This is a genomic window from Autumnicola tepida, from assembly GCF_031846485.1.
In the GTDB taxonomy this organism is placed as follows: Bacteria; Bacteroidota; Bacteroidia; order Flavobacteriales; family Flavobacteriaceae; genus Autumnicola; species Autumnicola tepida.
In genome coordinates, this window is the sequence record NZ_JAVRHQ010000001.1 from 155,010 (window position 1) to 177,098 (window position 22,089).

Annotated in this window: 27 protein-coding genes; 11 read left to right on the forward strand and 16 right to left on the reverse strand. The window is 37.9% G+C overall.

Going from position 1 to position 22,089, the window contains the following annotated elements:
* Positions 1 to 6 precede the first annotated feature (6 nt).
* The 3 genes from mobB to RM553_RS00765 are packed head-to-tail and all read left to right on the forward strand — an operon-like array spanning position 7 to position 4,032.
* Complete coding sequence (gene mobB, locus RM553_RS00755; protein WP_311532984.1) at positions 7 to 1,038, forward strand: MobB family relaxase; 1,032 nt, start codon at positions 7 to 9, stop codon at positions 1,036 to 1,038.
* An 11-nt stretch (positions 1,039 to 1,049) separates the two neighbouring features.
* Positions 1,050 to 2,642, forward strand: coding sequence for a type IV secretory system conjugative DNA transfer family protein (locus tag RM553_RS00760; RefSeq protein ID WP_041579134.1), 1,593 nt, complete (start codon positions 1,050 to 1,052; stop codon positions 2,640 to 2,642).
* 34 nt (positions 2,643 to 2,676) lie between these two features.
* Positions 2,677 to 4,032 (forward strand): RNA/DNA-binding domain-containing protein, encoded by a 1,356-nt coding sequence (locus tag RM553_RS00765; protein WP_013073394.1) that lies wholly within the window; start codon positions 2,677 to 2,679, stop codon positions 4,030 to 4,032.
* 29 nt (positions 4,033 to 4,061) lie between these two features.
* Here RM553_RS00765 and RM553_RS00770 read toward each other — a convergent pair whose 3' ends face one another.
* From RM553_RS00770 to RM553_RS00805, 8 genes are read right to left on the reverse strand one after another with little or no spacing between them, the layout of a single operon-like run.
* The gene (locus tag RM553_RS00770; RefSeq protein ID WP_311532986.1) at positions 4,062 to 4,895 is read right to left on the reverse strand and encodes a DUF4138 domain-containing protein; all 834 of its coding nucleotides are present in this window, start codon (positions 4,893 to 4,895) and stop codon (positions 4,062 to 4,064) included.
* A gap of 10 nt (positions 4,896 to 4,905) precedes the next feature.
* Positions 4,906 to 5,892, reverse strand: a complete 987-nt coding sequence (traM, locus tag RM553_RS00775; RefSeq protein ID WP_311532988.1) for a conjugative transposon protein TraM — start codon at positions 5,890 to 5,892, stop codon at positions 4,906 to 4,908.
* Between the two features lie 11 nt (positions 5,893 to 5,903).
* On the reverse strand, positions 5,904 to 6,518 hold the full coding sequence (locus RM553_RS00780) for a conjugal transfer protein TraK (RefSeq protein WP_013073391.1): 615 nt from the start codon (positions 6,516 to 6,518) through the stop codon (positions 5,904 to 5,906).
* 52 nt (positions 6,519 to 6,570) lie between these two features.
* Positions 6,571 to 7,413 (reverse strand): hypothetical protein, encoded by an 843-nt coding sequence (locus tag RM553_RS00785; RefSeq protein WP_311533415.1) that lies wholly within the window; start codon positions 7,411 to 7,413, stop codon positions 6,571 to 6,573.
* A gap of 2 nt (positions 7,414 to 7,415) precedes the next feature.
* Positions 7,416 to 7,997: a conjugal transfer protein gene (locus tag RM553_RS00790; RefSeq protein ID WP_311532991.1), complete on the reverse strand. Its 582-nt coding sequence runs from the start codon at positions 7,995 to 7,997 to the stop codon at positions 7,416 to 7,418.
* A 29-nt stretch (positions 7,998 to 8,026) separates the two neighbouring features.
* The gene (locus RM553_RS00795) at positions 8,027 to 10,429 is read right to left on the reverse strand and encodes a TraG family conjugative transposon ATPase (RefSeq protein ID WP_311532993.1); all 2,403 of its coding nucleotides are present in this window, start codon (positions 10,427 to 10,429) and stop codon (positions 8,027 to 8,029) included.
* Positions 10,416 to 10,700: a hypothetical protein gene (locus tag RM553_RS00800; protein WP_041579128.1), complete on the reverse strand. Its 285-nt coding sequence runs from the start codon at positions 10,698 to 10,700 to the stop codon at positions 10,416 to 10,418. The genes RM553_RS00795 and RM553_RS00800 overlap by 14 nt, the downstream gene beginning before the upstream one ends.
* Before the next feature lie 18 nt (positions 10,701 to 10,718).
* Positions 10,719 to 11,006, reverse strand: coding sequence for a hypothetical protein (locus RM553_RS00805; RefSeq protein ID WP_013073387.1), 288 nt, complete (start codon positions 11,004 to 11,006; stop codon positions 10,719 to 10,721).
* Between the two features lie 406 nt (positions 11,007 to 11,412).
* Between RM553_RS00805 and RM553_RS00810 the strand changes: the two genes are divergently transcribed.
* Positions 11,413 to 11,553 (forward strand): N-acetylmuramoyl-L-alanine amidase family protein, encoded by a 141-nt coding sequence (locus RM553_RS00810; protein WP_229792169.1) that lies wholly within the window; start codon positions 11,413 to 11,415, stop codon positions 11,551 to 11,553.
* 362 nt (positions 11,554 to 11,915) lie between these two features.
* On the opposite strand, the gene RM553_RS00815 is transcribed toward RM553_RS00810, so the two are convergent.
* The 3 genes from RM553_RS00815 to RM553_RS00825 are packed head-to-tail and all read right to left on the reverse strand — an operon-like array spanning position 11,916 to position 14,654.
* Positions 11,916 to 12,941, reverse strand: a complete 1,026-nt coding sequence (locus RM553_RS00815; RefSeq protein ID WP_013073384.1) for a CBASS cGAMP-activated phospholipase — start codon at positions 12,939 to 12,941, stop codon at positions 11,916 to 11,918.
* On the reverse strand, positions 12,931 to 13,413 hold the full coding sequence (locus RM553_RS00820) for a type II CBASS E2 protein (RefSeq protein WP_013073383.1): 483 nt from the start codon (positions 13,411 to 13,413) through the stop codon (positions 12,931 to 12,933). The genes RM553_RS00815 and RM553_RS00820 overlap by 11 nt, the downstream gene beginning before the upstream one ends.
* Positions 13,414 to 13,415: 2 nt before the next feature.
* Positions 13,416 to 14,654: a nucleotidyltransferase domain-containing protein gene (locus tag RM553_RS00825; RefSeq protein ID WP_013073382.1), complete on the reverse strand. Its 1,239-nt coding sequence runs from the start codon at positions 14,652 to 14,654 to the stop codon at positions 13,416 to 13,418.
* Positions 14,655 to 14,684: 30 nt separating this feature from the next.
* On the opposite strand from RM553_RS00825, the gene RM553_RS00830 reads away from it, so the two are divergent.
* The gene (locus RM553_RS00830; protein ID WP_311533001.1) at positions 14,685 to 14,816 is read left to right on the forward strand and encodes a hypothetical protein; all 132 of its coding nucleotides are present in this window, start codon (positions 14,685 to 14,687) and stop codon (positions 14,814 to 14,816) included.
* Between the two features lie 161 nt (positions 14,817 to 14,977).
* Here RM553_RS00830 and RM553_RS00835 read toward each other — a convergent pair whose 3' ends face one another.
* On the reverse strand, positions 14,978 to 15,151 hold the full coding sequence (locus tag RM553_RS00835; RefSeq protein WP_013073381.1) for a hypothetical protein: 174 nt from the start codon (positions 15,149 to 15,151) through the stop codon (positions 14,978 to 14,980).
* A 144-nt stretch (positions 15,152 to 15,295) separates the two neighbouring features.
* On the opposite strand from RM553_RS00835, the gene RM553_RS00840 reads away from it, so the two are divergent.
* Genes RM553_RS00840 through RM553_RS00850 form a run of 3 tightly spaced genes read left to right on the forward strand, consistent with a single transcriptional unit; the run spans position 15,296 to position 17,044 of the window.
* Entirely contained in the window at positions 15,296 to 15,931 is a 636-nt protein-coding gene (locus RM553_RS00840) for a sigma-70 family RNA polymerase sigma factor (protein ID WP_013073380.1), read from the forward strand.
* Between the two features lie 11 nt (positions 15,932 to 15,942).
* Positions 15,943 to 16,248 carry a hypothetical protein gene (locus tag RM553_RS00845; protein WP_013073379.1) on the forward strand — a complete coding sequence of 102 codons (306 nt, stop codon included), beginning with the start codon at positions 15,943 to 15,945 and terminating at the stop codon, positions 16,246 to 16,248.
* Positions 16,232 to 17,044, forward strand: a complete 813-nt coding sequence (locus RM553_RS00850; RefSeq protein ID WP_057482320.1) for an ImmA/IrrE family metallo-endopeptidase — start codon at positions 16,232 to 16,234, stop codon at positions 17,042 to 17,044. Before RM553_RS00845 ends, RM553_RS00850 begins: the two co-directional genes overlap by 17 nt.
* A gap of 9 nt (positions 17,045 to 17,053) precedes the next feature.
* Here RM553_RS00850 and RM553_RS00855 read toward each other — a convergent pair whose 3' ends face one another.
* The 4 genes from RM553_RS00855 to RM553_RS00870 form a co-directional block, all read right to left on the reverse strand.
* On the reverse strand, positions 17,054 to 17,716 hold the full coding sequence (locus RM553_RS00855) for a hypothetical protein (protein ID WP_057482319.1): 663 nt from the start codon (positions 17,714 to 17,716) through the stop codon (positions 17,054 to 17,056).
* A complete protein-coding gene (locus tag RM553_RS00860) occupies positions 17,700 to 18,419 on the reverse strand; it encodes a hypothetical protein (protein WP_311533006.1) in 720 nt (239 codons plus the stop codon). Before RM553_RS00860 ends, RM553_RS00855 begins: the two co-directional genes overlap by 17 nt.
* A 3-nt stretch (positions 18,420 to 18,422) precedes the next feature.
* The gene (locus RM553_RS00865; protein WP_037317115.1) at positions 18,423 to 18,704 is read right to left on the reverse strand and encodes a helix-turn-helix domain-containing protein; all 282 of its coding nucleotides are present in this window, start codon (positions 18,702 to 18,704) and stop codon (positions 18,423 to 18,425) included.
* A 396-nt stretch (positions 18,705 to 19,100) separates the two neighbouring features.
* Positions 19,101 to 19,916 (reverse strand): RteC domain-containing protein, encoded by an 816-nt coding sequence (locus RM553_RS00870; protein WP_236698864.1) that lies wholly within the window; start codon positions 19,914 to 19,916, stop codon positions 19,101 to 19,103.
* 303 nt (positions 19,917 to 20,219) lie between these two features.
* Here RM553_RS00870 and RM553_RS00875 point away from each other — a divergent pair, with 303 nt between their 5' ends.
* The 3 genes from RM553_RS00875 to RM553_RS00885 all read left to right on the forward strand — a co-directional run bounded on the left by RM553_RS00875 (position 20,220) and on the right by RM553_RS00885 (position 22,076).
* Positions 20,220 to 20,588 (forward strand): DUF7793 family protein, encoded by a 369-nt coding sequence (locus RM553_RS00875; protein ID WP_057482316.1) that lies wholly within the window; start codon positions 20,220 to 20,222, stop codon positions 20,586 to 20,588.
* Between the two features lie 23 nt (positions 20,589 to 20,611).
* A complete protein-coding gene (locus RM553_RS00880) occupies positions 20,612 to 21,523 on the forward strand; it encodes a helix-turn-helix domain-containing protein (protein WP_075325756.1) in 912 nt (303 codons plus the stop codon).
* Between the two features lie 259 nt (positions 21,524 to 21,782).
* Positions 21,783 to 22,076, forward strand: a complete 294-nt coding sequence (locus RM553_RS00885) for a DUF6520 family protein (RefSeq protein WP_057482314.1) — start codon at positions 21,783 to 21,785, stop codon at positions 22,074 to 22,076.
* The last annotated feature ends 13 nt before the right edge of the window (positions 22,077 to 22,089 follow it).

Consider the following 22,089-nt stretch of genomic DNA (forward strand, 5'->3'; position numbering starts at 1 on the left):
CCTGCTATGTATATCACGATCACTCCCCAAAAGTTAGGTGGGAATTACTCCCAAAGTTCCGCCGGTTTTGTTAGCTACCTGGAAAAGGAAAATGAAGGGTTAGAAGAAGGGGCAAAGGAACATTTCTTTAATCAATATGAGGATGCCATTACCCCTGAGAAAGTCGTCAAAGAAATTGATAACAATACCGCCAAGCTCAAAAAGAAAGAACCCAAGTTCTATTCCATTACCGTGAGCCCTTCCAAATACGAATTAAAACGCCTGCAAAGCAGTAGTAAGGATCTAAAAAGGTATACCCGGGAACTGATGAAAGATTATGTGGCCTGCTTTAACCGGGAAATAGACGGAAGGCCGATTAATATCAATGATATTAAATATTACGCTAAAATCGAACATAGCAGGAGTTTTAAAGGTACAGACCGCCAGGTTCGTGAAAACCAGCCTTACGCCACTAAAATCCTTCAACTTAAAAGTGAAGTCCGAAAAATTGAAACCGGGCTGATGCAGGGAAGTATTCAAAAACGGGAAAAGAAAATTGAGAAACTGGAAGCACAGGCACCACACCGGCAAGATGGTAAGCGAATCGTACAGGGAATGCCCAAAGCAGGAAACCAAAGCCATATTCATATTATCGTAAGTAGAAAAGATGCTTCCAATTCGGTTAGCTTATCCCCGGGAAGTAAATACAAAGCTTCGGAAGTTAATTTTAATGGTAAGACCGTTAAACGCGGATTTGACCGGGACCGCTTTTTTGAAAAAGCAGAAAAGACCTTTGATAAAACCTTCGGCTATCAGCGCAATTTTGTGGAAACCTATACGGCTCGAAAGGAATTTATTAAAAACCCGAACCACTATTTTACCGCGCTAATGGGATTACCGGCTAACGAAAAAGCACTTGCTTTTAAACTTATCCGGGAATCAGGGATCCCGATGATGCCCAGCATTCCAACTTCCCAGGCACAAGTTGCCCTCAAAATTTTTAACAGGCTTAAGAAAGGGGTGGAGCTAGCCGTTAAATCAAGTTCAATCGGTATTTAATTTTAATTATTATGGACATAGAAAATCTTGTTAGACTGCTTCTGATCATCGGGCTGGTAAGCATATTGTTCTATATATGTTTTAGGCTGATCAACCGCTTTGCTTTTATTTTGAATTTATTGCTGATAGTGACCCTTGGCATTTATGGGGTCCAGGATAACCAGTGGATTCCGGCTTTATTATTCCTGGGGTGTCCGTTGCTCCTAATCAATACCCTGATGTATGTATTTTTACATAAGGGTGAGAATAATAAAAAGATCGATAGAAAATACCAAGTCGGTTTTACGACCACCAACGGAAAATTTAAACTGGAGAATATTAAACGCGGTGTTTCCGTTATTGGCTCTGCCGGAAGCGGGAAGACCGAAAGCGTGGTGTATGGCTTTTTAAAGCATTTTCAAAAGGAAAATTTTTGTGGGGTGATTCACGACTATAAGGACTTTGAGCTTACCGAAATGGCCTATCCCCTTTTTAAGGACCGGGAAATTCCCTTTAAGATTATTTCCTTTGATAAAATCATCCATCGGGTGAATCCCATAGCTCCACGATACCTGGAAAATGAGGAAAGCGTCAATGAAGTCTCCCGGGTCCTAGTGGAAAACCTACTTGAACAACGAGAGTCAGGTACCTCGGGGACTACAAAATTTTTTAATGATGCCGCAGAAGGGCTAATCGGGGGACTGATCTGGAAATTAAAAACGGATTACCCGAAGTTTTGTACGCTCCCGCACCTTATCGCTACCTACCAGTACCTGGATACCGATAGCCTGATCCAGTTTTTGGAAACCAATACCACCTCCCGAGCAATGGCCGATGCCTTTATCAGTGGGAAAGATTCTGAGCGGCAAACGGCCGGTGTAAAAAGTACCCTGGCCAATGCGCTTAAAAGGATCAGTACCCAGCAGATTTTTATGGTGCTTTCTAAAGATGAGGTTCCGCTTAATATTAATAGTGAAGAAAACCCTGCAGTTATTTCCGTAGTGAACAATCCAAAATACGAAGCTTCCTACTCTCCGGTAATAGCCACTATTATCCATACCATAACTAAACAAATGAGTGTGCGAAACTCCAAAGCTTCCTTCCTACTGATGGAAGAAGCCCCCACCCTTCGTTTGTTGAATATGCACCGGATCCCGGCAACCCTGAGGAGTTATGATATCGCTACTATTTATGTAATGCAGGATAAGATCCAAAATGATATGATGTATGGGGATAAAGCTAGTAAGGCTATTTTAAGCAACCTGTCCTACCAGTTCTTTGGAAAGGTAAATGACCCCGACACCGCCAAATACTACGAGCGCTTTTTTGAAATTGTAAAGAAACCTACCACCAGTGTCAACCGCGGGTATAGCCTTGATTTTGATACCCGAGTAACAACCGGGGAGAAGGAAATCCCAAAAATCCGTGCCGATGTTTTCTTTCGCCTGAACCAGGGAGAATTTATAACCTATGCAGATGGAAAGGATAAAAAGGTACAGTTTAGATTGCAGAATATTAGGCGCGATCTGCCTTCGGCTAAAGATCAAAAACCTTATTCCAAAGCTGATTTGGAATCTAATTTTGAGCGGGTGTATAAGGAGGCCAAGTCTATATTTGACCAGTAATTATAAGTATATTTGTGGCGTTAAAATCTTTTTTATGAGTGAGACCAACCGTATAGAATATAAAAGGGAGCTTTCCGATGGTTTGGAGAAAGAAGTTGTTGCTTTTTTAAATTATCGTGAAGGCGGTATTATCTATATAGGGATTGATAAGGAAGGAAGAACTTTTGGGGTGAAAGATCCTGATAGTGTGCAATTGAAAATTAAGGATAGGGTAAGGAACAATATACGGCCTTCTGCACTTGGGTTATTTGATATTGTAACTGAGGAACGGGATGGGAATGATATTCTGAAAATCATCGTAGCAAGCGGTTCAGAAAAACCTTACCATCTCAAAAAATTTGGAATGAGTGAAAAAGGTTGTTTTATACGGCTTGGTTCTGCGGCAGAGCCTATGTCACAAAAACTCATTGAAGAACTTTTTGCCACACGTACCCGAAATTCTATCGGAAAAATAAAAGCACACCGACAGGATTTAAGGTTTGAGCAACTTCATATATATTACCAGGAAAAACAAAAGCCCCTCAACAAACAATTCAGAAAAAATTTAGAGCTAACTACGACAGGAGGAGACTTGAATTATGCAGCATATTTATTAGCAGATGAAAATAATGTTTCTGTTAAATTAGCTAAGTATAAAGGGAATACACGGGTCGATTTAGTTGAAAGTAATGAATATGGTTACTGCTCTTTAATAAAAGCCACTAAGAGCGTATTGGATAAAATGAACTTGGAAAATCGAACGATTACCAAAATCACCCACAGTGAACGAAAAGAACATCGTCTTTGGAATGCCATTGCACTGCGGGAAGCCATTATAAATGCCTTTGTCCATAATGATTACACTCGTGAAATAGCTCCAAAGTTTGAAATTTTTAGTGATCGGATAGAAATCACTTCTGCAGGTTCTTTACCGGATGGCTTAAGTAAAAATGAATTTTTTGAAGGTTTTTCGATTCCCCGCAACAAAGAATTAATGCGCATTTATAAAGACCTAGATTTGGTAGAACAACTTGGATCGGGGATCCCCAGAATATTAGAATCCTATAGTAAAGATTCCTTCCGTTTCTCCGAGAACTTTTTACGAATGGTTTTTCCAGCTTCAGAAGAAGTTTTTGATAAAACTACTAATGAAACCCCGCAAGTAACCCTGCAAGAGACCCCGCAAGTAACCCCGCAAGTTCAGGATCTCTTAAATGTGATTAATGGTGAAGATAGCAGAAGTGAGTTGCAATATCATTTAGGACTTTCCGATAGAGAAAATTTTAGAAAAAATTATTTGCAACCTGCACTTGCCGAAGGCTTGATTGAAATGACCATTCCCGAGAAACCACAAAGTAGTAAACAGCGTTATAGACTGACTGGCAGGGGTGCAAAAGCCAGAAAAATTTAAACTTTTAAAGTCGGAATTTTTCAAAATTATCAATTAGGATTATTAATAAACCGATGGGAGATCTTTAGTTTTAAATTACGTTCCCCATCCTTTTCATTAAGTTCCAATATCGCCCTCCTTTCTTTAGACAAGGAAAATTTTGGCATCACATAAACCAATCTTACCGTTTGTTTTTTTCCAATCTTAGCCGGCAAGTTGTACTTGAAAACCGGATCCTGGTATAAGCGTTGTAAGGATTTCTTCTTTCCCTTTTTGCGGGTTTCAATCGCCAGGTTTAAGAAATTAAGATCATAATCCAGGCTGGATCTATTCTCAATTTCGATCACAAAATAGAGCTGCTTCTTATTAAAAACAATATTCTCAACACTTAAAATAATACCCGTCTTGCGTTTTTTTATGCGGCCTATGCGTTGCTTTTTACTCAGCAGGTAGCTGCAGAATCTGCGGTAATGATCTTCCTTCTTGTTTAAGTTCTTTTGCGGTTTTTTGTCCCTAACTGAATCCTTGACAACTGGCTTTTCCTTTCCGATACTTTGCGCTTCAGGGATAAAATAGTTCAGCCTGGAAAGTTGTTCTTTATACTTCAGGATATAGGAGAATACCGAACCATTTGTTCCGATAACAAGTAAATTACTTTCTCTGCCGGGCTTGGCCTGCAGCAGTCCGAAGTGTTGCTGCTTATCCCGGTTATAGGTAAAAACAAAATGCTCAGCACCGGTAATACCCTGGCTAATTTCCTCTGGAAAAAATAGCGCAACATTCTTGTACTCATTAGCGTAAATAGTGTCCAGTTTTTCCTGGGTTTGTGCACTGGTCATAATAAAAACAAGTAGAGCGGCCTTGGTTAAAATATACTTTTTCATAATGATTGTTTTATTGGTTAGCCAATCCCCAATTTGATTCAGGTCTGCTGGCTTTGAGAATTAATTTGTAATTATTTAGAATGGTCACTTTTACATTGCGGTTATTTCGGCGAAATACTTTGCTTATTCCAGTGACCTGGGGTACACTTGGGATATTAATATCACCGATTACATCATCCAAGACTTCCGTGGTTACTTCCGCCCGGAAATTATTCTCGATGTAGATACCTTCGCTACCATCTTCAAGGTCAAAAGCTTTTAGGCTAGTTTGATGCTTATTGATATTTTCAATCTCAATCAGGACACGATTAGGCTGAAAACTAACAAAACCAAAAACCGGGGTGCTTTTGGGAATAAGTTTATCACCAATCCTGGCAGGCTGCGAAAGTCGCATCCGAAGCCTGGAGTTGGCTTTGACTACCTGGGTGCCATCGACGACCACCTTAATTTCCTTATCGGTAGCTTCTTTGGAAGAAACCTCGGGTTTCATAGATGCAGAAGCAAAGAATAATTGATGTTCCAATTCCATTTCTTTGGCCGCTATTTTTTGCGCTTCCTGAATCTCTGCAGTATCAGCCTTCGCTATTGTTTTAATTGAGTATGAGCCGTTATTCTCCGGTGGTCTGGTTGGCCGAGTTTGTGTAAGGTTTACAATTTGCGCCTGCCGGGCTTTTCCCAGCTCATAAATACTATCGATCTTGCGCTCTTTTTCTTTTTCCAAAAGCTCGGTGTCGTAATAACCTAAAGAATCCAAAAACGTTTCATCATAAATACTTGGCGCATTCCTATCCCGAACTTCTTTGAGGTTATCAATAGCCTCCAGTTTGGAATCATAGGTTTGCTGGCTTTCTTCTTCAAGGGCTGGGATTTCCGTTTGCCTGAGGTTTTCCTGTTGCTCTTCCTCCTCCCCAGTGATCATTAAGGTATAGGTGACAAGAAAAATCACAATGACCACCAGGACGCTAATGAATACAATTTTGTTCTTTTCAATTTTCATCCGTTCTAATTTTAATTTTGTGAGGGTACTTTTCTTAAACTGTTTTCGAAATAATCCGTTATGAGAAGTCCGTGAGGGTTATGGGGAAAGTGTCGATCTACGATGAGCAGTTTTCCTGAGCTTACTAATTCATAGGTGTCTACTATATTGCCGCGGTTGATTTCAAAAATAACAGTGGTTTTAAAATGAAACGATTCCTCCTTTTCTTCGAGCTGCGAATCGATCGTTAATACCTTTTGAACCAGTGAGTACTGCAATAAGCGGTTGTAAACCCCTTCGGCCTTTTTCTGCCTGTATAGGTTATCTACCGAACTATTGCCAAGCCATAATGCTTTTTCCAGGTTTTTCTCATAGCTGCTGGCATCAATATTATAGAAGTAGGTGTGAAACAGCTCCAAATGGGCCAGGGCCTCTACCCGGAAGTTTTCTTTTTGGGTAACCAGTTTTAAAGGAATAATACTGCCGTCGGTATTGATGGCGAAGGCACTGTTCAAGGCCTTATTCCTGGTGGAGATGGCCATCCAAATTGCAAACACACTGCAAAACATCGAGCAAAGCACTACGGCCAGCACGATAAAGCGGTTTACCTTTAATACCGAATAGATATTTTTATAAGGTGTTTTCATTTTTAGAATATTTTTTTCAATGATTTAAAGTGGTTATATCGGTTGCTATTGATTAAGTGGTGAACAGTCTCAGGGTAAATGAAATGGCACGCCGGTAGAGCTTGAATTTTAAAAAAACGATAAATACTATCGAACCCAGTTCTACCACAGGGGCAAAAAAACCGCTCCCGTAATCCGTACCGAATAGGTTTTCCCAAAAATTGGTGTTGATTTCCGTATAAAGAGCATTGATAAATACATTAACCAGGAAGAATGCAGGCACCAGCATATATACCGCTGCATACAACCGGAAAAAACCATAGGCCATCGAGCGAAACTTTTCAAATACCGCCAGGCTAAGTACCAGCGGAAAAAAGGCCTGCATAATCCCAAGCAGGAAGTAGCGCTCCGCAAGGAATAAGGGATAAATGAATAAATCCAAAATCCATAAAAACAGGCTGATAAGAAAAGCAAAGGTTTTAAACCCGTATAACGGCGTTACGAGAGCCTCATAAAGTAAAGCCATAGCTTTACGCATCGCCCCCATAGGGGAGACATCTTCCGCAATGGGGATCTCCTGCATTTGGAGTGGCAATAGGGCAGGGGCAGTATCTCGGTACTGGTTTTCAATAGCTACAAGAATATTGTCAAAGAAGCCCAGGATTTGCGTTGAAAAAATAACCAGCAAGACTACCGCAAAGTTTTTCGCCAAATCACCGGGTGAAAGCCCCCAGGTATAACCCTGCCTATCGGCTACCCCTTCATTATACTTTTTAAGGATGTTGACCAAAAAGAAGAGCACCGCCAAGGTCTTCATGCCGACAATGGTATACCGGGAAAATTCGCTTTCCTGGATGGTTTGGAAAACGCTGTCGATATATTCGACACCTACGGCTAATATGATCATCCCTTCCATCATTAAAAGCCTGTTTCCCTGTTATTGATCCTGTCCTGCATTTCCCGAAAAGAAATGATCTCACGGTAACGTTTGGTCTTTAGCCGCACATCGGTGACCATTTCTTTAGACTCGAGTTCTTTTTGCTTTAAAACCTCCGCCCGCTCGGCATCACTCATTTTTAAATGATCACTTGATAAAATCTCATCGATAAAGCTTGCGGTCTCCAGGGAATTATCTACCACGTCACTGAAGGATTCGCTAACACGGCTAACTTCTTCAGATTTTATATAAGGGGAATTCAAAATATCCCGAAGGTCATTCTGCATCACCGCAATAAGGCGTTGGTTGTTACGACCTATCTCACGAACGGCTTTTAAATCCTGTACTACGCTATTGACCTTTTCAATATTTTCTTTCTGAGCTTTTAGAAAATTGACGGTTTTAACAAGATTAGCGGTTTGCTTGGCCGATTCCACCAGGGATTTAACCAGGCTGACGAAGTTCGTATTATCATATACCGGCATCCCCTGGCAGGCAGCGCCTGCAGGAAAGCATAAAGCAAGGGCTATTGTAAATACTAAAGTTTTGTGTTTATTTTTCATATCAAAGTGTTTTAAATTGTGAAGTGCGCTTAGGGCTGTTTGATAAATTCCTTGATAGCCTTTTCCATATTTTTGGTTTTTTTATAAATGGCCATTATGGCCTCGTTTTCGGTTCCGTCGGTGAGATAGGCAGCATAGACTTCGGGTGGTACTTCCAGGCGGAAAATGTTACTTTCCTTACCGATCTTGATAAAGATCTCGGTGTATTTCCGTTTTCCGGTCAAATTATTCCTGATCGATTTCAACTGGTTGAGATCGTGGCTGGAGAGGCTTAAGCGCCTAGCTAGTTCTTCATAACCTTTTTCGTTATTCAGGCTATAGATCACCTGGGTGTTTTCCAGGATGCTTGAGGAAGTCGCATTATTAGGAAGCTGGTTTATGGATTGTAAAATAATTCCAATGGCACCGTTCTGTTTACGAATGGCCTGGTAGTAGAATTCAACGCTTTCCAGGACATTTTCAAATTTGAGTTGCTTGGCAAATTCATCAAAAAGAATAATTCCCTTTTCTGCCCTGTTTTTCCAGATTGTGCGTTGGATCGCTGACTTGATTAGTTTGAGCATCACCGAGAGGATCTCTTTATTGTCCTTGACTTCATCGAGTTCAAAGACAATTAGCCGCTTATCTTCGATCTTGTAAGTTTGATCTTCGCTAACTTCAAATAAGAAGCTGTATAGACCATCGGCGACATACTCCGAGAGCACGTGCAAAAAGTTGGTAACATTGAAGTAGTCGGGATGGATTTTAAGGGTCTCCAGCAGCTCATCTTTTCGCTGCTCGATAAAACGGTAAAAACTATCTAAGGAATGGTTTCCCGTGGTGTTTTTGTAATAGTAACGGAGGATCTTTTTTATGGCTACGGATTGTGCTTTAGTAACCTTGTCATCTGCAGCAATGAGTTCTAATAGAAATACCGAAAGATCTTCCAGCCGCTCCGGGCTTACATCATTGGTATTGGATATGTAGAAAGGATTGATCCCTAAATTCTTTCCGCTCTCGTAGCGCAATACAGTGTACTTATCAGGATAAAGTTTAGCGAACTTGGTATAAGACCCCCCAAGATCTATAATCACCAGGCGGACGCCGTTTTCGAAATATTGGCGCAGGATGTTATTGGCCAAAAAGGATTTCCCTTCCCCGGTAGGGGCGAAGATGGCAAAGTTTCGCGCCTTGATGCGTTTCTTTCCCTCATCCCAAACATCTTTTAGCACAGGAATATTATGCTCACGGTCATTGAAAATAATCCCTGTAGGATCGGTTTTGTAATTAGTGTTATTGATAAACAGGCACAAGGCGTGTTTCAGATCGGTCACATATAGGTCTTCGTCTGAAAAGTTGAAAGAAAAGCAGCAGTAACTGTTCAGTAGGTAATTCTTTCGTTCCTCGCCGCGTGGAGCATAAGGGATGATATCCAGTTCCTTGAACTCAGCCTTAATTTTAGAGGCAATGCCTTCCAAATTACGAGGATCCCGATCCCAAAAAATGACATTAAGATGGCCCCGGATAATCCGCGCGTTCTCATCGCTATTGATCTTCTCCAGGATTTCCTGGATCTTTCCAAGAACAACTTTGTTATGAGAGCCAAAGTTGGAACTTTTGCTAAGCTCTTCTACTTTTTTATCCAGTAGCTTGCGCCACTTGTGTTTATCATCCAGGTAGAGGATATGGTTGACTATATGGTTCTCTCTTAAATGAAGCCCCAGCCCATCAATAAACCCCTGGTGAAATACAAAATCATCGGATGTGAATTTCTCATTGGTTTTGCTCGACTGTACCCTTTCGCCAAAGCACAGCTCGCTATTGATAGCCAGGGCATCAAAATAATTGTCCCCCGTTTGAATATGTTGTTTTTGGAGTAGGAAATCGGTATCGAAACCCTCATTGAAACCATTGAAGTACTCGGAAGTTAGGCTGATGATTTCTTCTGATGGTATTGCTTTTATAGAAACCTTTCGGCTGTTAGCAATAAAGGAAACACAATCGTTTACCGAGCCGATAAAGCTTTTAACGTTGGCATCCAGTTCCCTGACAATTTCTTTGGAAACTTTTCGAAAAGGATTTACATATTTGGAGTTGTTTAAAGCTTTGTTCCTGGTCAGGGTAAAAAATATTAAAGAGCGGTGTGCTATATACTCCCGATCTTTAAAATGATCTCGTGTGGCTTTTTCCAAAAAGGTTTTGTTTGGAAGTGTCGTTGCAGTGAATGCTTTCTTCTCATAAATATCCTGCATATGCACTACTGTACCTACCGGCAGGGACTTAAGCGCCTGGAACCAGGTGGCGTGCAGGTCTTCAAAATCTTTTTCCGATAAGGAGTAAATTTCAGGTAGGTCCAGCTGATAACACAGCACAACGTTACCGTTTGTGGAAAAAATGATATTGTCTCGGATATCGGCAATTGGCCAGTGGGAGGAAAGCTTAATTTTTTTCATAATCGATACCAGAATCTTTTTTGTTACTAATCATTTTCGGAAATGCCCCTGTCATCTGCATAAATTCTAGGAGCCTGCTGGTACGGTTTAACCCGATATACAAGAATGCATTAAAGAGCATAGCGCTGATAATCATACCCAGGCTGAAGGAAAAAATGATGACCAACAGGGAAGCGATAATTGAAAGCATCATTAGTGCAAATAGGGGAAGGGAAAGCCCAAAGATGACGGCACCCTTCCGAATGTTCCTATAAGGTTCATACTTCTTCATGATTTTACCTTTTAAGAATTAAACTACAATGCTGATCAAATAAGTGAAGATGCCTACCACGGCTCCTGCTATAAGTACAAAGACCAGGACGCGGGTAATTCCCTTTTTGAGATCGGAGTTTTCCCCAAAGAAGTGGCCGGCATTAAAAAGAAAGCCGACCAAAAAGATGATTCCAAGTATAATTGGAAATATATTCCTTATAGTATCGGAAATATCAGCCACAGAATCTTCGATCCCGCCGATTTGCGCAAAAAGTGAAGTGGAAAGCAACGATAAAAAAGTTGCCAGGAAGATTGATTTTTTCATAACGGAAAATTTTAAATTTTTGATTCGATTTCGTTATGAGAAAATTAGAAATTTAATGACTTAAATTATTGAAAATCAATAAATTGTGGATAAAATATTATTTGTAGTTAGTTGATTTTCAATGGTTTCATTTAGCACTAAATGCTATGAAATTTTGAAAATGGGGTGTTGATAACTTGAAATGTGGAAAGGGGAGGAGGGGACAAAAACATCAATTTTGTGATTTTGTTCCTGAATATGTGCATCAATTTTGACAAGAACCGGCAACCAGAAAACGAATTGTTATTGATGTTGGACACAGGGGAAAAGAATCTGGTGCCATCGGAATAAATCGCATTAAATAAACAGATGTGGTACTGGATATAACCTTGGAGCTTTAAGGCTCAACGAAAAGTCATAAAAACCAGTGGATATTTATTTGATCCGGTATAGCGATACGCTTATTTCCTTATCCGATTGTACTAAACTGGCAAAGGCACTGAATGCTGATTTGTTTATTTCTTTGCACTGCAATCATTCTCATAATCCCACTGCAAGAGGGATTTAGGTGTATGTTGAAAAATACGAATCTAGAAATTCAAATGAGTCTACTTGGTTTGTCTATCAATTACAAAACCAAATTAGAAAGCATTTAGGCTTTGAAAGTAGGGGTGTGAAGTTTTTTAATTTTCAAGTGTTTCAGGAAACAGTTGGTGCTCCTTGGAATTGGGCCTTATGAGCAATCGGGATGAAAATTCTTTTATCCAAGCACATCCGAAGCATATTAGTCTAATCTTATTAACTACTCTAAAAAATGTACAATGAAGAAATTATTTAAAGAAGTTTTTAAAACAACTAAAAAGATATTTAAACAGCTTATTGCAGAATTCTTGATTTACCGCAAAAAGTGATTAGTTGTGAGGTTTATTATTAGTAAAAATGTTTTTGCAAGATTGAACTTCTATTATGCTGAAATGCAATTGAAGCTAATTCGGCAAAATTTTTAATTTTTGTTGGGTCACTCTCATCCATATCAATAAAATTATCTTCGTTGAGCAAAACATCTATTCGATCGTAAATAAAATTAGGATTATCCTTTTCCGACTTATCGATTCCTTGATATAAAAGACTGATATAATTTGCAACGAGTTGTGATTGACTTTGCATAAATAAATCTATTAGCCGTTGACGTTTGTCTTTTCTCATCCAGTAGTAAAGCCCCCATCTTTTCCGAGAATTACCATCAGTAAATTTTTTATGACCAGTACCTAACGACAGTATTTCCAATTGAGACATTTCAACTTTAAAAGCTTTAATTGCTTCTAAGAAAGCTACCAAAGTTGGATTATTTGCCATCACACCGCCATCTACTTTGTTTGAGAAAATTCTCTTTGTCCCTTTCAAATCTACATATTCGGATGTGTAAGGATTAAAATAGGTGGGTGCGGCAGATGTTGCCATTGCAGCCTGGTATGCAGGAATATGGTAGTCTCGCTCAAATGCGGGATGGTATTTTGTTTTGAGAACACTTGGATTGCCCTGGATCAAATCGTATATGGGGATGCAAACATCTGTTTTACAATCATCAAGCCTTGGTTCTACGCCATCATTTATTTCCTTAAATTTATTGCGCACCAACTTTTCTAAAAATTCTCTTTCGTGTGCAGAATTACGAATTTGTCCAAACCAGAAAGACTTCTTTTTGCCAAATATCCCTTTGGCATTATCTAAATAAAGATTATAAATTTCCTTAGCGGGAATGCCAAGTGCTAACGCAATTGCTATAATTCCACCAGTCGAAGTCCCTGTAATCAAATCAAAATGCTGATAAATCTGGAATTTACCATCCGAGCGATTTTTTAGTTCATCCTCAAGTAGCATTAAGAACATTGCTGGAAATACACCCTTTACTCCACCACCATCTATGGAAAGTATTTTAAACTTTTTATTTTTCATCTCTTATAATGTTTGTATAATCTTCATTAGGGTATTCATTATGACCACCACCATACCATTGCCCTTCTGGTAGCCATAATTCGTAATAATAAAGCCATTCACTTGCCCAAGGAATTACCGTATCCACAATATAAGTAAATCCATTCCACTCTTTTTTACTGGGGGAAAACAAACACAACTGTTGTTGTTTACTATTATAGACGTGAGGTAGCTTGGTTCTGTTTGAAGCAATTTTTAAATCCTTCTCAATCACAAACACTCTAATAGACCTATTCTTTTCGTAGTTAACGAGAATTTGGTACTTTTCGCTAATAGCCGTAGGTTGAATCTCTATTATGATTTGAAAGCTGTCCCAAGAATTTTTGACCAATTGTGAATCTGGGAAATCTATTTTAATCTTTTTTAGCTGTTCTGAAGAAAGTATCCCTTTAAGCTTTCTCTTGCTATTGGTTTTAAAATATTGACTTCTCATCTTTAAATATTCCCTTCAAAATTATGATTAGGAATTGGCTTACCAACACTGCCTAAAAGACCAGTACCTATTGCCATTTTTCTATTTCCTTTCTCACGTAGAATCCTATTTTTTTCGCCATACTCAGCAAAAGTTCTCTTTACTACCTGATTTCCGTACTGCGCCGAAAATGATTCATTTAAAATATGTAGTCCCTTATTTTCACCATACTTAATCGCAGATAAATCCTCTTCCAATTTATCAAGCCAGGCATAAAAGTATTCTTCTTTTTGAGCAACTAATGCCCATTTATCAGCAAAATTTTCTGCTTCATTAACTGGGTTGCTTACCCATCTTTCTTGTTGACCTGTTTTAGGATTTAGTTTTGTTTCAATATAACTCCGCAATCTACTAACAATGTTTATGTAAGCATCGGCAATATTTTCACCTTTATCATAAGCTCTACTCGCAAGAGTAGTTATGATAATAGAAATAGGTTTGTTTTCACTGTCATACTCATCTGAGGAAAACATTATATCTCTGTGTCTTTTTAAAAGTTGAACTACACGCTGTAACGGCATTTTTTCCTTTTGAAACGGACGAACTGGGTCGACGGATTCGCTCAGGGCAAACATTCGTTTTGAACTGTATATTGCTCTTTGAAAAAACCATTTTGCATACCCAAAAGGATTGCTTTTTAGCCACCATTCAGTCTCGGTCATTATTGAGTAGAAAATGTTCTCTTTATCTGTTATTCGGATGGCCAATTTGTTTGTATCCAATTGTTGATGATTATTGAAAGCTTCGTTAAGTAAGACTGTAAAATTCTTATCGGCAATGGATGGAAGAATATCCATATGATAATTTGCTTGGTCTGAATATTCAAGTGTCCAGCACCTTTGGCCACCATCTTGACTTTCCAGCATATTTTTATACACAGAATGCTCTTTAAGCCTATCACCAACAGCTTCTTTTAAATGCTTTTGGGTCCAATGGGCAGGCTTTCCGTTTAGTTTACACACAAGGTCGATATCAATGTCGTCATCTTCACATATTGGCTTAATAATAGTTCCGAGCATAAAAGATCCTTGAGGGATTATTCTTGGCGAGTAAGGAAAAAGGAAGGAACCTTCCTTAGATAGCCAATCACCAACCGCTTCGTAGCTTTCTACTGCTGCATTGTATTGATTCTCTGTAATATCCAAGTTCTCACCCAGAATTTCGAGTATTTCATTAATTTCTTTTTTGTAGGATTCAGTCATGTTTTTATATTTTAAATGGTCTTCTTTGGGATGTTGTCAACGACAATTTGCTTTGTGGACTATGGCGATGCTATAATTATGGTGGCTGACTTTAATGAGAGCCACCATAATTACTTAGTTGGGCTGTACAAGAACTTTAGCTATACTACCAATGACAATTAATGTAGCAAGTCCAAAGGTTATAGCTTTAGCTACATCGCCTCGAACATTAACACAATTGTTCTTATGGCAAACACTTAGCCTACCTTCTGCAAAATTTATAGAATTCATAAAAGAATTGTTTAATTGAACACTACCCCAACATCAAGCTCTGGGGAATAAGCTTACTTTTCTTTTCTTACTCCTTTAAAAGGTTTGTTGCTTGAGGTTTTTCCATCCATAAACCTACCCGTGTTTGAATCACGTTTTACCCAAGAATCAGTTTTTGGGTTGTAGGTCTGTGAACGGTCTCTCACAGCACCTTTTCTGGAATTGTCTTTTGGTGGATTAGTTGCCATAATTTTAATTTTATGTCCTTTGGAGTTTTCTATATATTTGATCTCCTAATGAACGTATTAATAATTTGATTTATATAGTTATATGAACAATGTGTGACACGTAAAATTTTGTCACACTCTTATCATATAATATTGAAGGTGTTTATGGACATAGAAACCCAATTATTAGAAATTGCTGTGAAGGAAGACTCTCCTTCTGAAGCCAAAAAATCAATATCAATATTATATGAGCATTTCAGAAAATTTGTTTACAATGTAACGTACCAGCATATTGGATTCACACTGCAAAGAGAAGAACTTGCATTAACAGTAACCTCAGAAGTATTTATTAAGATATGGGATTCTCCTTTAGATTGGGAGTATGACAAAAAGAAACACTCCACCCAAGAAGATGGTTTTAAAGCGTATTTAGCCACTATTGCTCATTATAAGTTGATGGAGGAATTAAAGAAAATTAAATCTGTTCGAGAGACTGAATCAACAATTATTGATGATGAAGACAGTGAGTGGAAATGGTTTGTAAGTGAAGAGGAATTCAATCAGTTGGATAAAGAGCTGGAAGAAAAACGTAACTTGATAGATGATTGTTTAGCCGAATTTTCTGGTAAAAAAGCAGATATTGTACGTATGTACTTTTTGCTTTATGATGATGAAAAAAGAATGACAAAGGAAAAAATAATCCTAATGGAAAAGACTTTTGAAACTACTTGGCAAAACATCAGACAAATCATATCAAGGTCAAAAAAGAAAATCGAGAGTATGTTGAAGGATAAACTCTAAACTTATAGAAAATGACATCTAATAAAAAAGACATTGGAAAGCTCTTGAGAAAGCACGGATATTCTACACCTAAAAATTCAGATGAAATTAAGGCATTTGAAAAAAAATTTAGTGATGGGTATGTAACTCCAAAAAGGTGGCCTGACATAGCAGATATTATTTCTGGAAATAAATCTTCTGCTAAGGTTATATCCATTGAGAAATCTGAAAACAAGGCTTCAAAAAACTTAGCTATGGCGGCAAGAGATGGTAAAAAAATATCTGAGAAAGATAGACAGCAAATGAATAAGGACAAGAGAAATGCCAAGAAAAAATGAATTCCTTTCACGTAGCGATGTTGAAGAACTTAATGAATTGGCTAGTGGTATTGCTGATTACTACTTTCCAAATGGGCAAGTCGATCCCATATTAATCGCTGAAAAGAATAATATATCTTACAGTTTTGGCAATTACTCAGACTCATTTGATGGTCTTCTTGAATGTGAGCATAATAATTTCCATATTTTCATAAACTTAGACAGGTTATCTCAAGCCTACTCGGAAAGAGCCCGGTTTACTTTTGGACACGAACTAGGTCACTATTTTATAGACGATCATAGAAATTCACTACTCAAAGGACTTTCACCTAGTCATTGTTCAATTACTGGATTTCAAAGTAGAAATAGGGCGGAAAGACAAGCAGATTATTTTTCTTCTTGTTTATTGATGCCTGAAGTTGGATTTAGAAAATATTGTTATCGGAAAAAATTTGAATTTAGAATAATAGAAGAGCTGTCAAAAAAATATGGAACCAGTAAAACAGCAACTGCACTTAGGTTTTGCGCTATTGGCAATCAGCCTATAATGGTTGTTTATGCTTATAAAGGCAAAATTAAGTGGTTCTGGTCATCATTTGATTTTAAATTTAGATGGTTAAAATATGGTAAGGATAGACTTCCTGAAGATACGGTCGCGGGAGAATATTTTTCGATGGGTAGGGTATCCTCACGCACTGAACCAGTATTTGCTATGGACTGGTTTGATATAAAATTTTCCGGTCAAGCAGAACTTCCTTTTAAAGAACATTGCCTAATGAAAGGGGCGCATACGCTCAGCATAATCTGGGAGGATTAGCTTAGCTTATTATTTCCTCTTATCCCTAGCATTTTGATCAAAAGCTACTAAATTAAACAATTCCCGCATCCGGCTGCGAACACGGTTACCGTAACGTTCTTCCAATTCTTCAGCATTTAAATTAGTGGTAGCATGTGTTTTTACTTTTCTATTGGTTTCCAGGAAAAGGTCATATCGGGAGAGTAGTACTTCTCCCATAACATTCAGGTCTTTACCGTAAAATCTACCGGGCGGTTCAACGCCCATATCATCAAAACAGAAAAACCTGGAACTTCCATATTCTTCTATAGTTTTATATCCCAAATGATTAAAACTAAAGGTTACATTTCGGCAAGGGATCATTTCGTAAGTGCGTTGTGCGGGCACCAGGTGCCTTAATAATTTCATCAAAGAAGTTTTACCGCAGCCTACTGGACCTGAAAGTAGTATCCCTTTTTCGATATCAATTTCATATTTATCGCAGGTAGCCTTGTCCCTGATGAAATAAGAACATAACTTTAATAGGATTTTTTTGTCTTTCTTATAAATTTTGAAATTTTTCCCGAAGAGCAATTTTCCTTTGGCATCAAGGTAGACCAGAATTTTTTCAAAGTCATAGTGCACACATTTTCCGTCAAACCTGCCTAAGGAATATTCAATGCCACCTTCAATTATTTTAGAGGGGTTGTCCATAATCTTTATTTTTTGTGGTTCGCAGGTTGTCCCTGAAATGGGATGCTTGCTTTTTATTTAACTTATTTTTTTCTTTCATAAGCGATTTTTGTTCGACCCAATATTTAGCCAGAGCGCGCCAATCTCTCACATCAGAACCATCACTTGTCTGCCACTGCCGGTCTTCATAGTACTCGTAGAACTCTTTTCCATAATTAAGATTAAAATTTTTATTACTAAAAAAATCCAGTACCACCTTCAAACTGTTTGGATGTTTATTATGTTTTATTGGTTTAGTATTGTTTATAGTAGATACCAAAGCTTGTCCACTGGTGGGACAGTGTTGGTCTATTACTTGTTCCCTTATGGGATGGTAGCGTTCCGCAAGTGGTTCTAATTTGGGATCGTAATGGTCTTCCTCAGGTTCATCACTTGTCCCTATAATAGACATCTTGATTTTACTGCCTTTATAAGGGTTATTGGAAGGAAAGTATTCCAGGTAACTCCAGGTATCAAGATTGGTTATACATCTGTGATAGGTAGATTTAGATCCTATCTTTGCAGCATTCATCAAATCCCTTCGGTTCACGAAAAAATCCGGCGCGAATCTGCTACTATTCCATTCCTGGAATAAAGCCATATACAAGCTGATATGCGTTGGATTTAGACGCTCATCAAAATAAAATTTTTCAAAAGCGGCGTTTAAAAGCTTTATATAATTCATCGCTTAGTATTCTAAATGATGCACACGATTCTCTTCCATTACTTTTTGGATTTCATCCATCTCGTAATAAATGAGCCCACCTATTTTGGTATAAGGCAACGTACCGTTTATTCTTAAGTTTTGAAGCGTTCCAGGACTTACCTTGAGAAGATCCATAACTTCAGCAGATTTCAGGTACTTTTTAATCCTTCCTGACTTTTGCTGGGCAAGCAGTTTTTTAATGTCATCCAGCAGTTCCATTTTAAATTCTCTTAAATCGTCGGTGGTAATAATTGATGTAGGCATAATACAATGGATTTTAAAAAGGGGACTATAGGTTATAATAATTTAAATAGCCCCCTTCAGGTTATTAAAAAAGTCTCCTGTCAAAATTGTAATTAACCTTTGAGAGTTTTTATATAGGGATGTGGTAACTACGTAAAACTTTAACGTTTCATAGTTTTTGATACGATTTGAGATAATTTGGTAAATTCAGTGCCTTGAAAAATGAATTTTGTGCTGGAAATAATAGACAAAACCGAAAACACGTAACTACGTGGTTACTTACGTGTTTTTAGAATAAAAAATAAAAGAAAATTGAAAGTGGTTGCACTCCTTTGCAAGAATTGAAAAGTATTGGATAATGAGATGGAGAAAGATAATTTACTAGCAGGGGCAGGGGTACATGGTTAATTGGTACTATTAATCATCATCCTTATTCATTTTGGTCTCAAGCAACATTATTAACAGGTTTAAGAATTTAGTGCGGTCGCCTTTTCGAGCTTTAATATTGGAGTAGGTTTTATAGGGATTAGCCAGCTTGATATTAAAAATATCCTCAAAAGCCTTGCAAATGGTAATAATGTCTGATGTTCCGTGGTTTAAATATCCGCTGGCAAACAAGGCATATATAAGCTCAATTAAATCAGTTTTTCCGCCTGACCAGACTAAAAGACTGGGTTGTCGTTCTCTAAATTCAGAACTACTGCCGGGCTCTAACCGCTCTAATTGTTCACGGATATAATGGATGTAACGATACAGTGCCTGTACTTTGGCCCAAAGCATATCATGACTGGTAGAAAACTCAGGATTTTCGTAATAATTAATGGAAGGGGTAAGGGAAAAGTCCACCTGACTCTGACGGCTAAAGAACTGGTGATCCAGATAACTATGGTTTTGTTCCATATAATGAACAAATCCGTTATTCGTTGAAAAGAACTTATTGATTTTCTTGATTTCTTTTTTCAGAAATCGCACTTTATGAGAGTTCCCTGCTTTGGGCAATAAGAGCTCGCAAGAACGTACCTCAGTGAAATAGATAAGGTAGCTCATCGGGTAGGGTTTGATGTTTTTGAAAAAATCAATTTCCGATTGGCTATCCTCAAAATCTTCCCGGTCCACCAGCTTTTGCAATCGGGATAAGGTTTTGATACAAAGATTTATACCGCATTCAGCCTTTTTCAAATCGGAATCCTCCGACTTGATAATGCCTTCAACCTTTTCGCTAAATGTCGACATAGTCTTTTCGAACATGCTGGTAGTAAATGAAAATATATAAAATCGTTGTTGGGCTCTTTTCAAGTTTGGTTTTGTTTAGATATATTATACCAGGGGACCCTAATTGGCAATAAATTAGCTCAAATTATATGATTCGAGATGTTAAAAGCAGAAAAACTGCTAAATATTAATTAAATTCACAAGTTTACTTCCAGATTGTATAAGTATTAATTGAATTTTATCTTTTATATTTGAGATATGTAAAACTGGTTCTTCCAGATACTCCCTTAAAAAACCCTACTTAACAAAAATAAACAGCCCCTTATGTTTAAAGGTAAGTATGGTACATATTGGATTGAAGATGGTATTCTATTCGTAGATTATAAGCCAGATCTTGTAGTCTCTCTAAAAGTTGCCAAAAGAATTGCTCGAGACCGGATGGAATTTCAGCAGAACAAGGAATATCCGGTTTTTTGTAATCTTGACGGTATTGTTGGAGCACATTCAGATGCCCGGCACTACCTTGTTCAAGAAGGGACATTGCTAATAAATGCCCTGGCACTTCATTCCACATCTCCGGTTGCTATTCGGCTTACCGAATTCTATCTCAAAATTCACAATCATAAAATACCGACTCAGATTTTTAAACATAAAAACCAGGCTATGCATTATTTAAAACCCTACACCCAATGAAATATTAATCTAAACCTACAATTATGGAACGTGAATTTAATAGGGCAAATTTACGTGGTATATACCGCATGCTTACCGAAATAGCTAAAGGCAATTTTGCCTTTCAAATCAAACGCACCCACCACAGGGATGAGCTCGAAGGGCTCAATGCTTATGCAAATCAAACTTCAGAAGAACTTTATAGAAAGCGGCATCAATTTTTATGGCTTAATAGAAATACCGAAGCTATGGTGATCCGAACAGCGAACTTTCTGTTGGACAAAAATTTAAGGGTGATGGATTATAGCTATAAGCATCCTGATAATATTGAAGTTGCCCAAAATAATATTTTAGGCAAAGCATTTTCTGAACTACTTGTTAGAAAATTTCAGGAAACTTGGGAGAAAAAAATCCTGAAGTTCATAGCAGGCAAAGAACAATCTTTTGATATCCGTTTGGAATATCATTTTGATGAACTGCTAAAAATAAATTTGCATACTGTTGTCTCTAGGTTAACAGGTGTAGTAGAGGAAAAATATATAGTGACTTCTTATCTTATGGATGGCTCTAAAGATTTTTTCTCAGAATTACCAGAAAATTCTGAAATCAAAACGTTTTCAAAATGGGACCAAAAATTATTTCACGAAATCCATATCTATATTATTCACCATTTGGATGAACCTCCTAAAACTTTAGATCAATTAGCTATGCTCTTCAATACCAATGAATATAAAATAAAGACTGGGTTCAAAGAGATTTTTGGTTGTACCCCAAACCAATATTATAATAAGCAGCGCATTCGGGAATGTAAAATACTCATTGAAAATACGAGTCTCTCCCTAACGGAAATTTCAATTAAGATGGGCTTTAGTTCTTACCCCCATTTTTCGAAGAGTTTTAAAAAGGAAACTCATGTAACTCCTAGATTTTACAAAAAAATCACCCGAAATTCATAAAATTTGGATGAATTTATACTGATCTGACAAGTTTACCTCCACTTTGACTAAGTATTTTTACTGATATTTACACTGTTGATGATCAATGAATTAAAAGCTTTTAAATGGAGTTTTTGAAGAATGAAGTTAAGAAGCAAAAACTATAAGCCCTACTTCGTTTTCAGTAACACTCCTAAAGATTTTATTGCGCGATGATGCAGGTGGAAGCCGATTACCTGTTTTACAACGGCATTATTTATTAATCTATAAATTTAATACGATGAAAAATTTAAAATTTTTATTACCGATGTTGGCAATGATATTTGCCATAGGATTGACCTTTGCTACGGTAGATCCGGAGCCGAAGCCGGAACCAGTGGAGCAAGCACAGGACTATATTTTACTCAATGGAACTACTTGGGTGAGTATTGATGAGCAACCATGTGAAACCGGGGAATTTACCTGCCGCGTACAAGACGGGGAAAACGGACCAATATATGAAGTCTACGATGAAAGGAACGATGAAGAGCCAAAAGGAAGCTCTTCTGAGGATCCAATGGTTATTGAACTTTAATTGCTCAATTGAA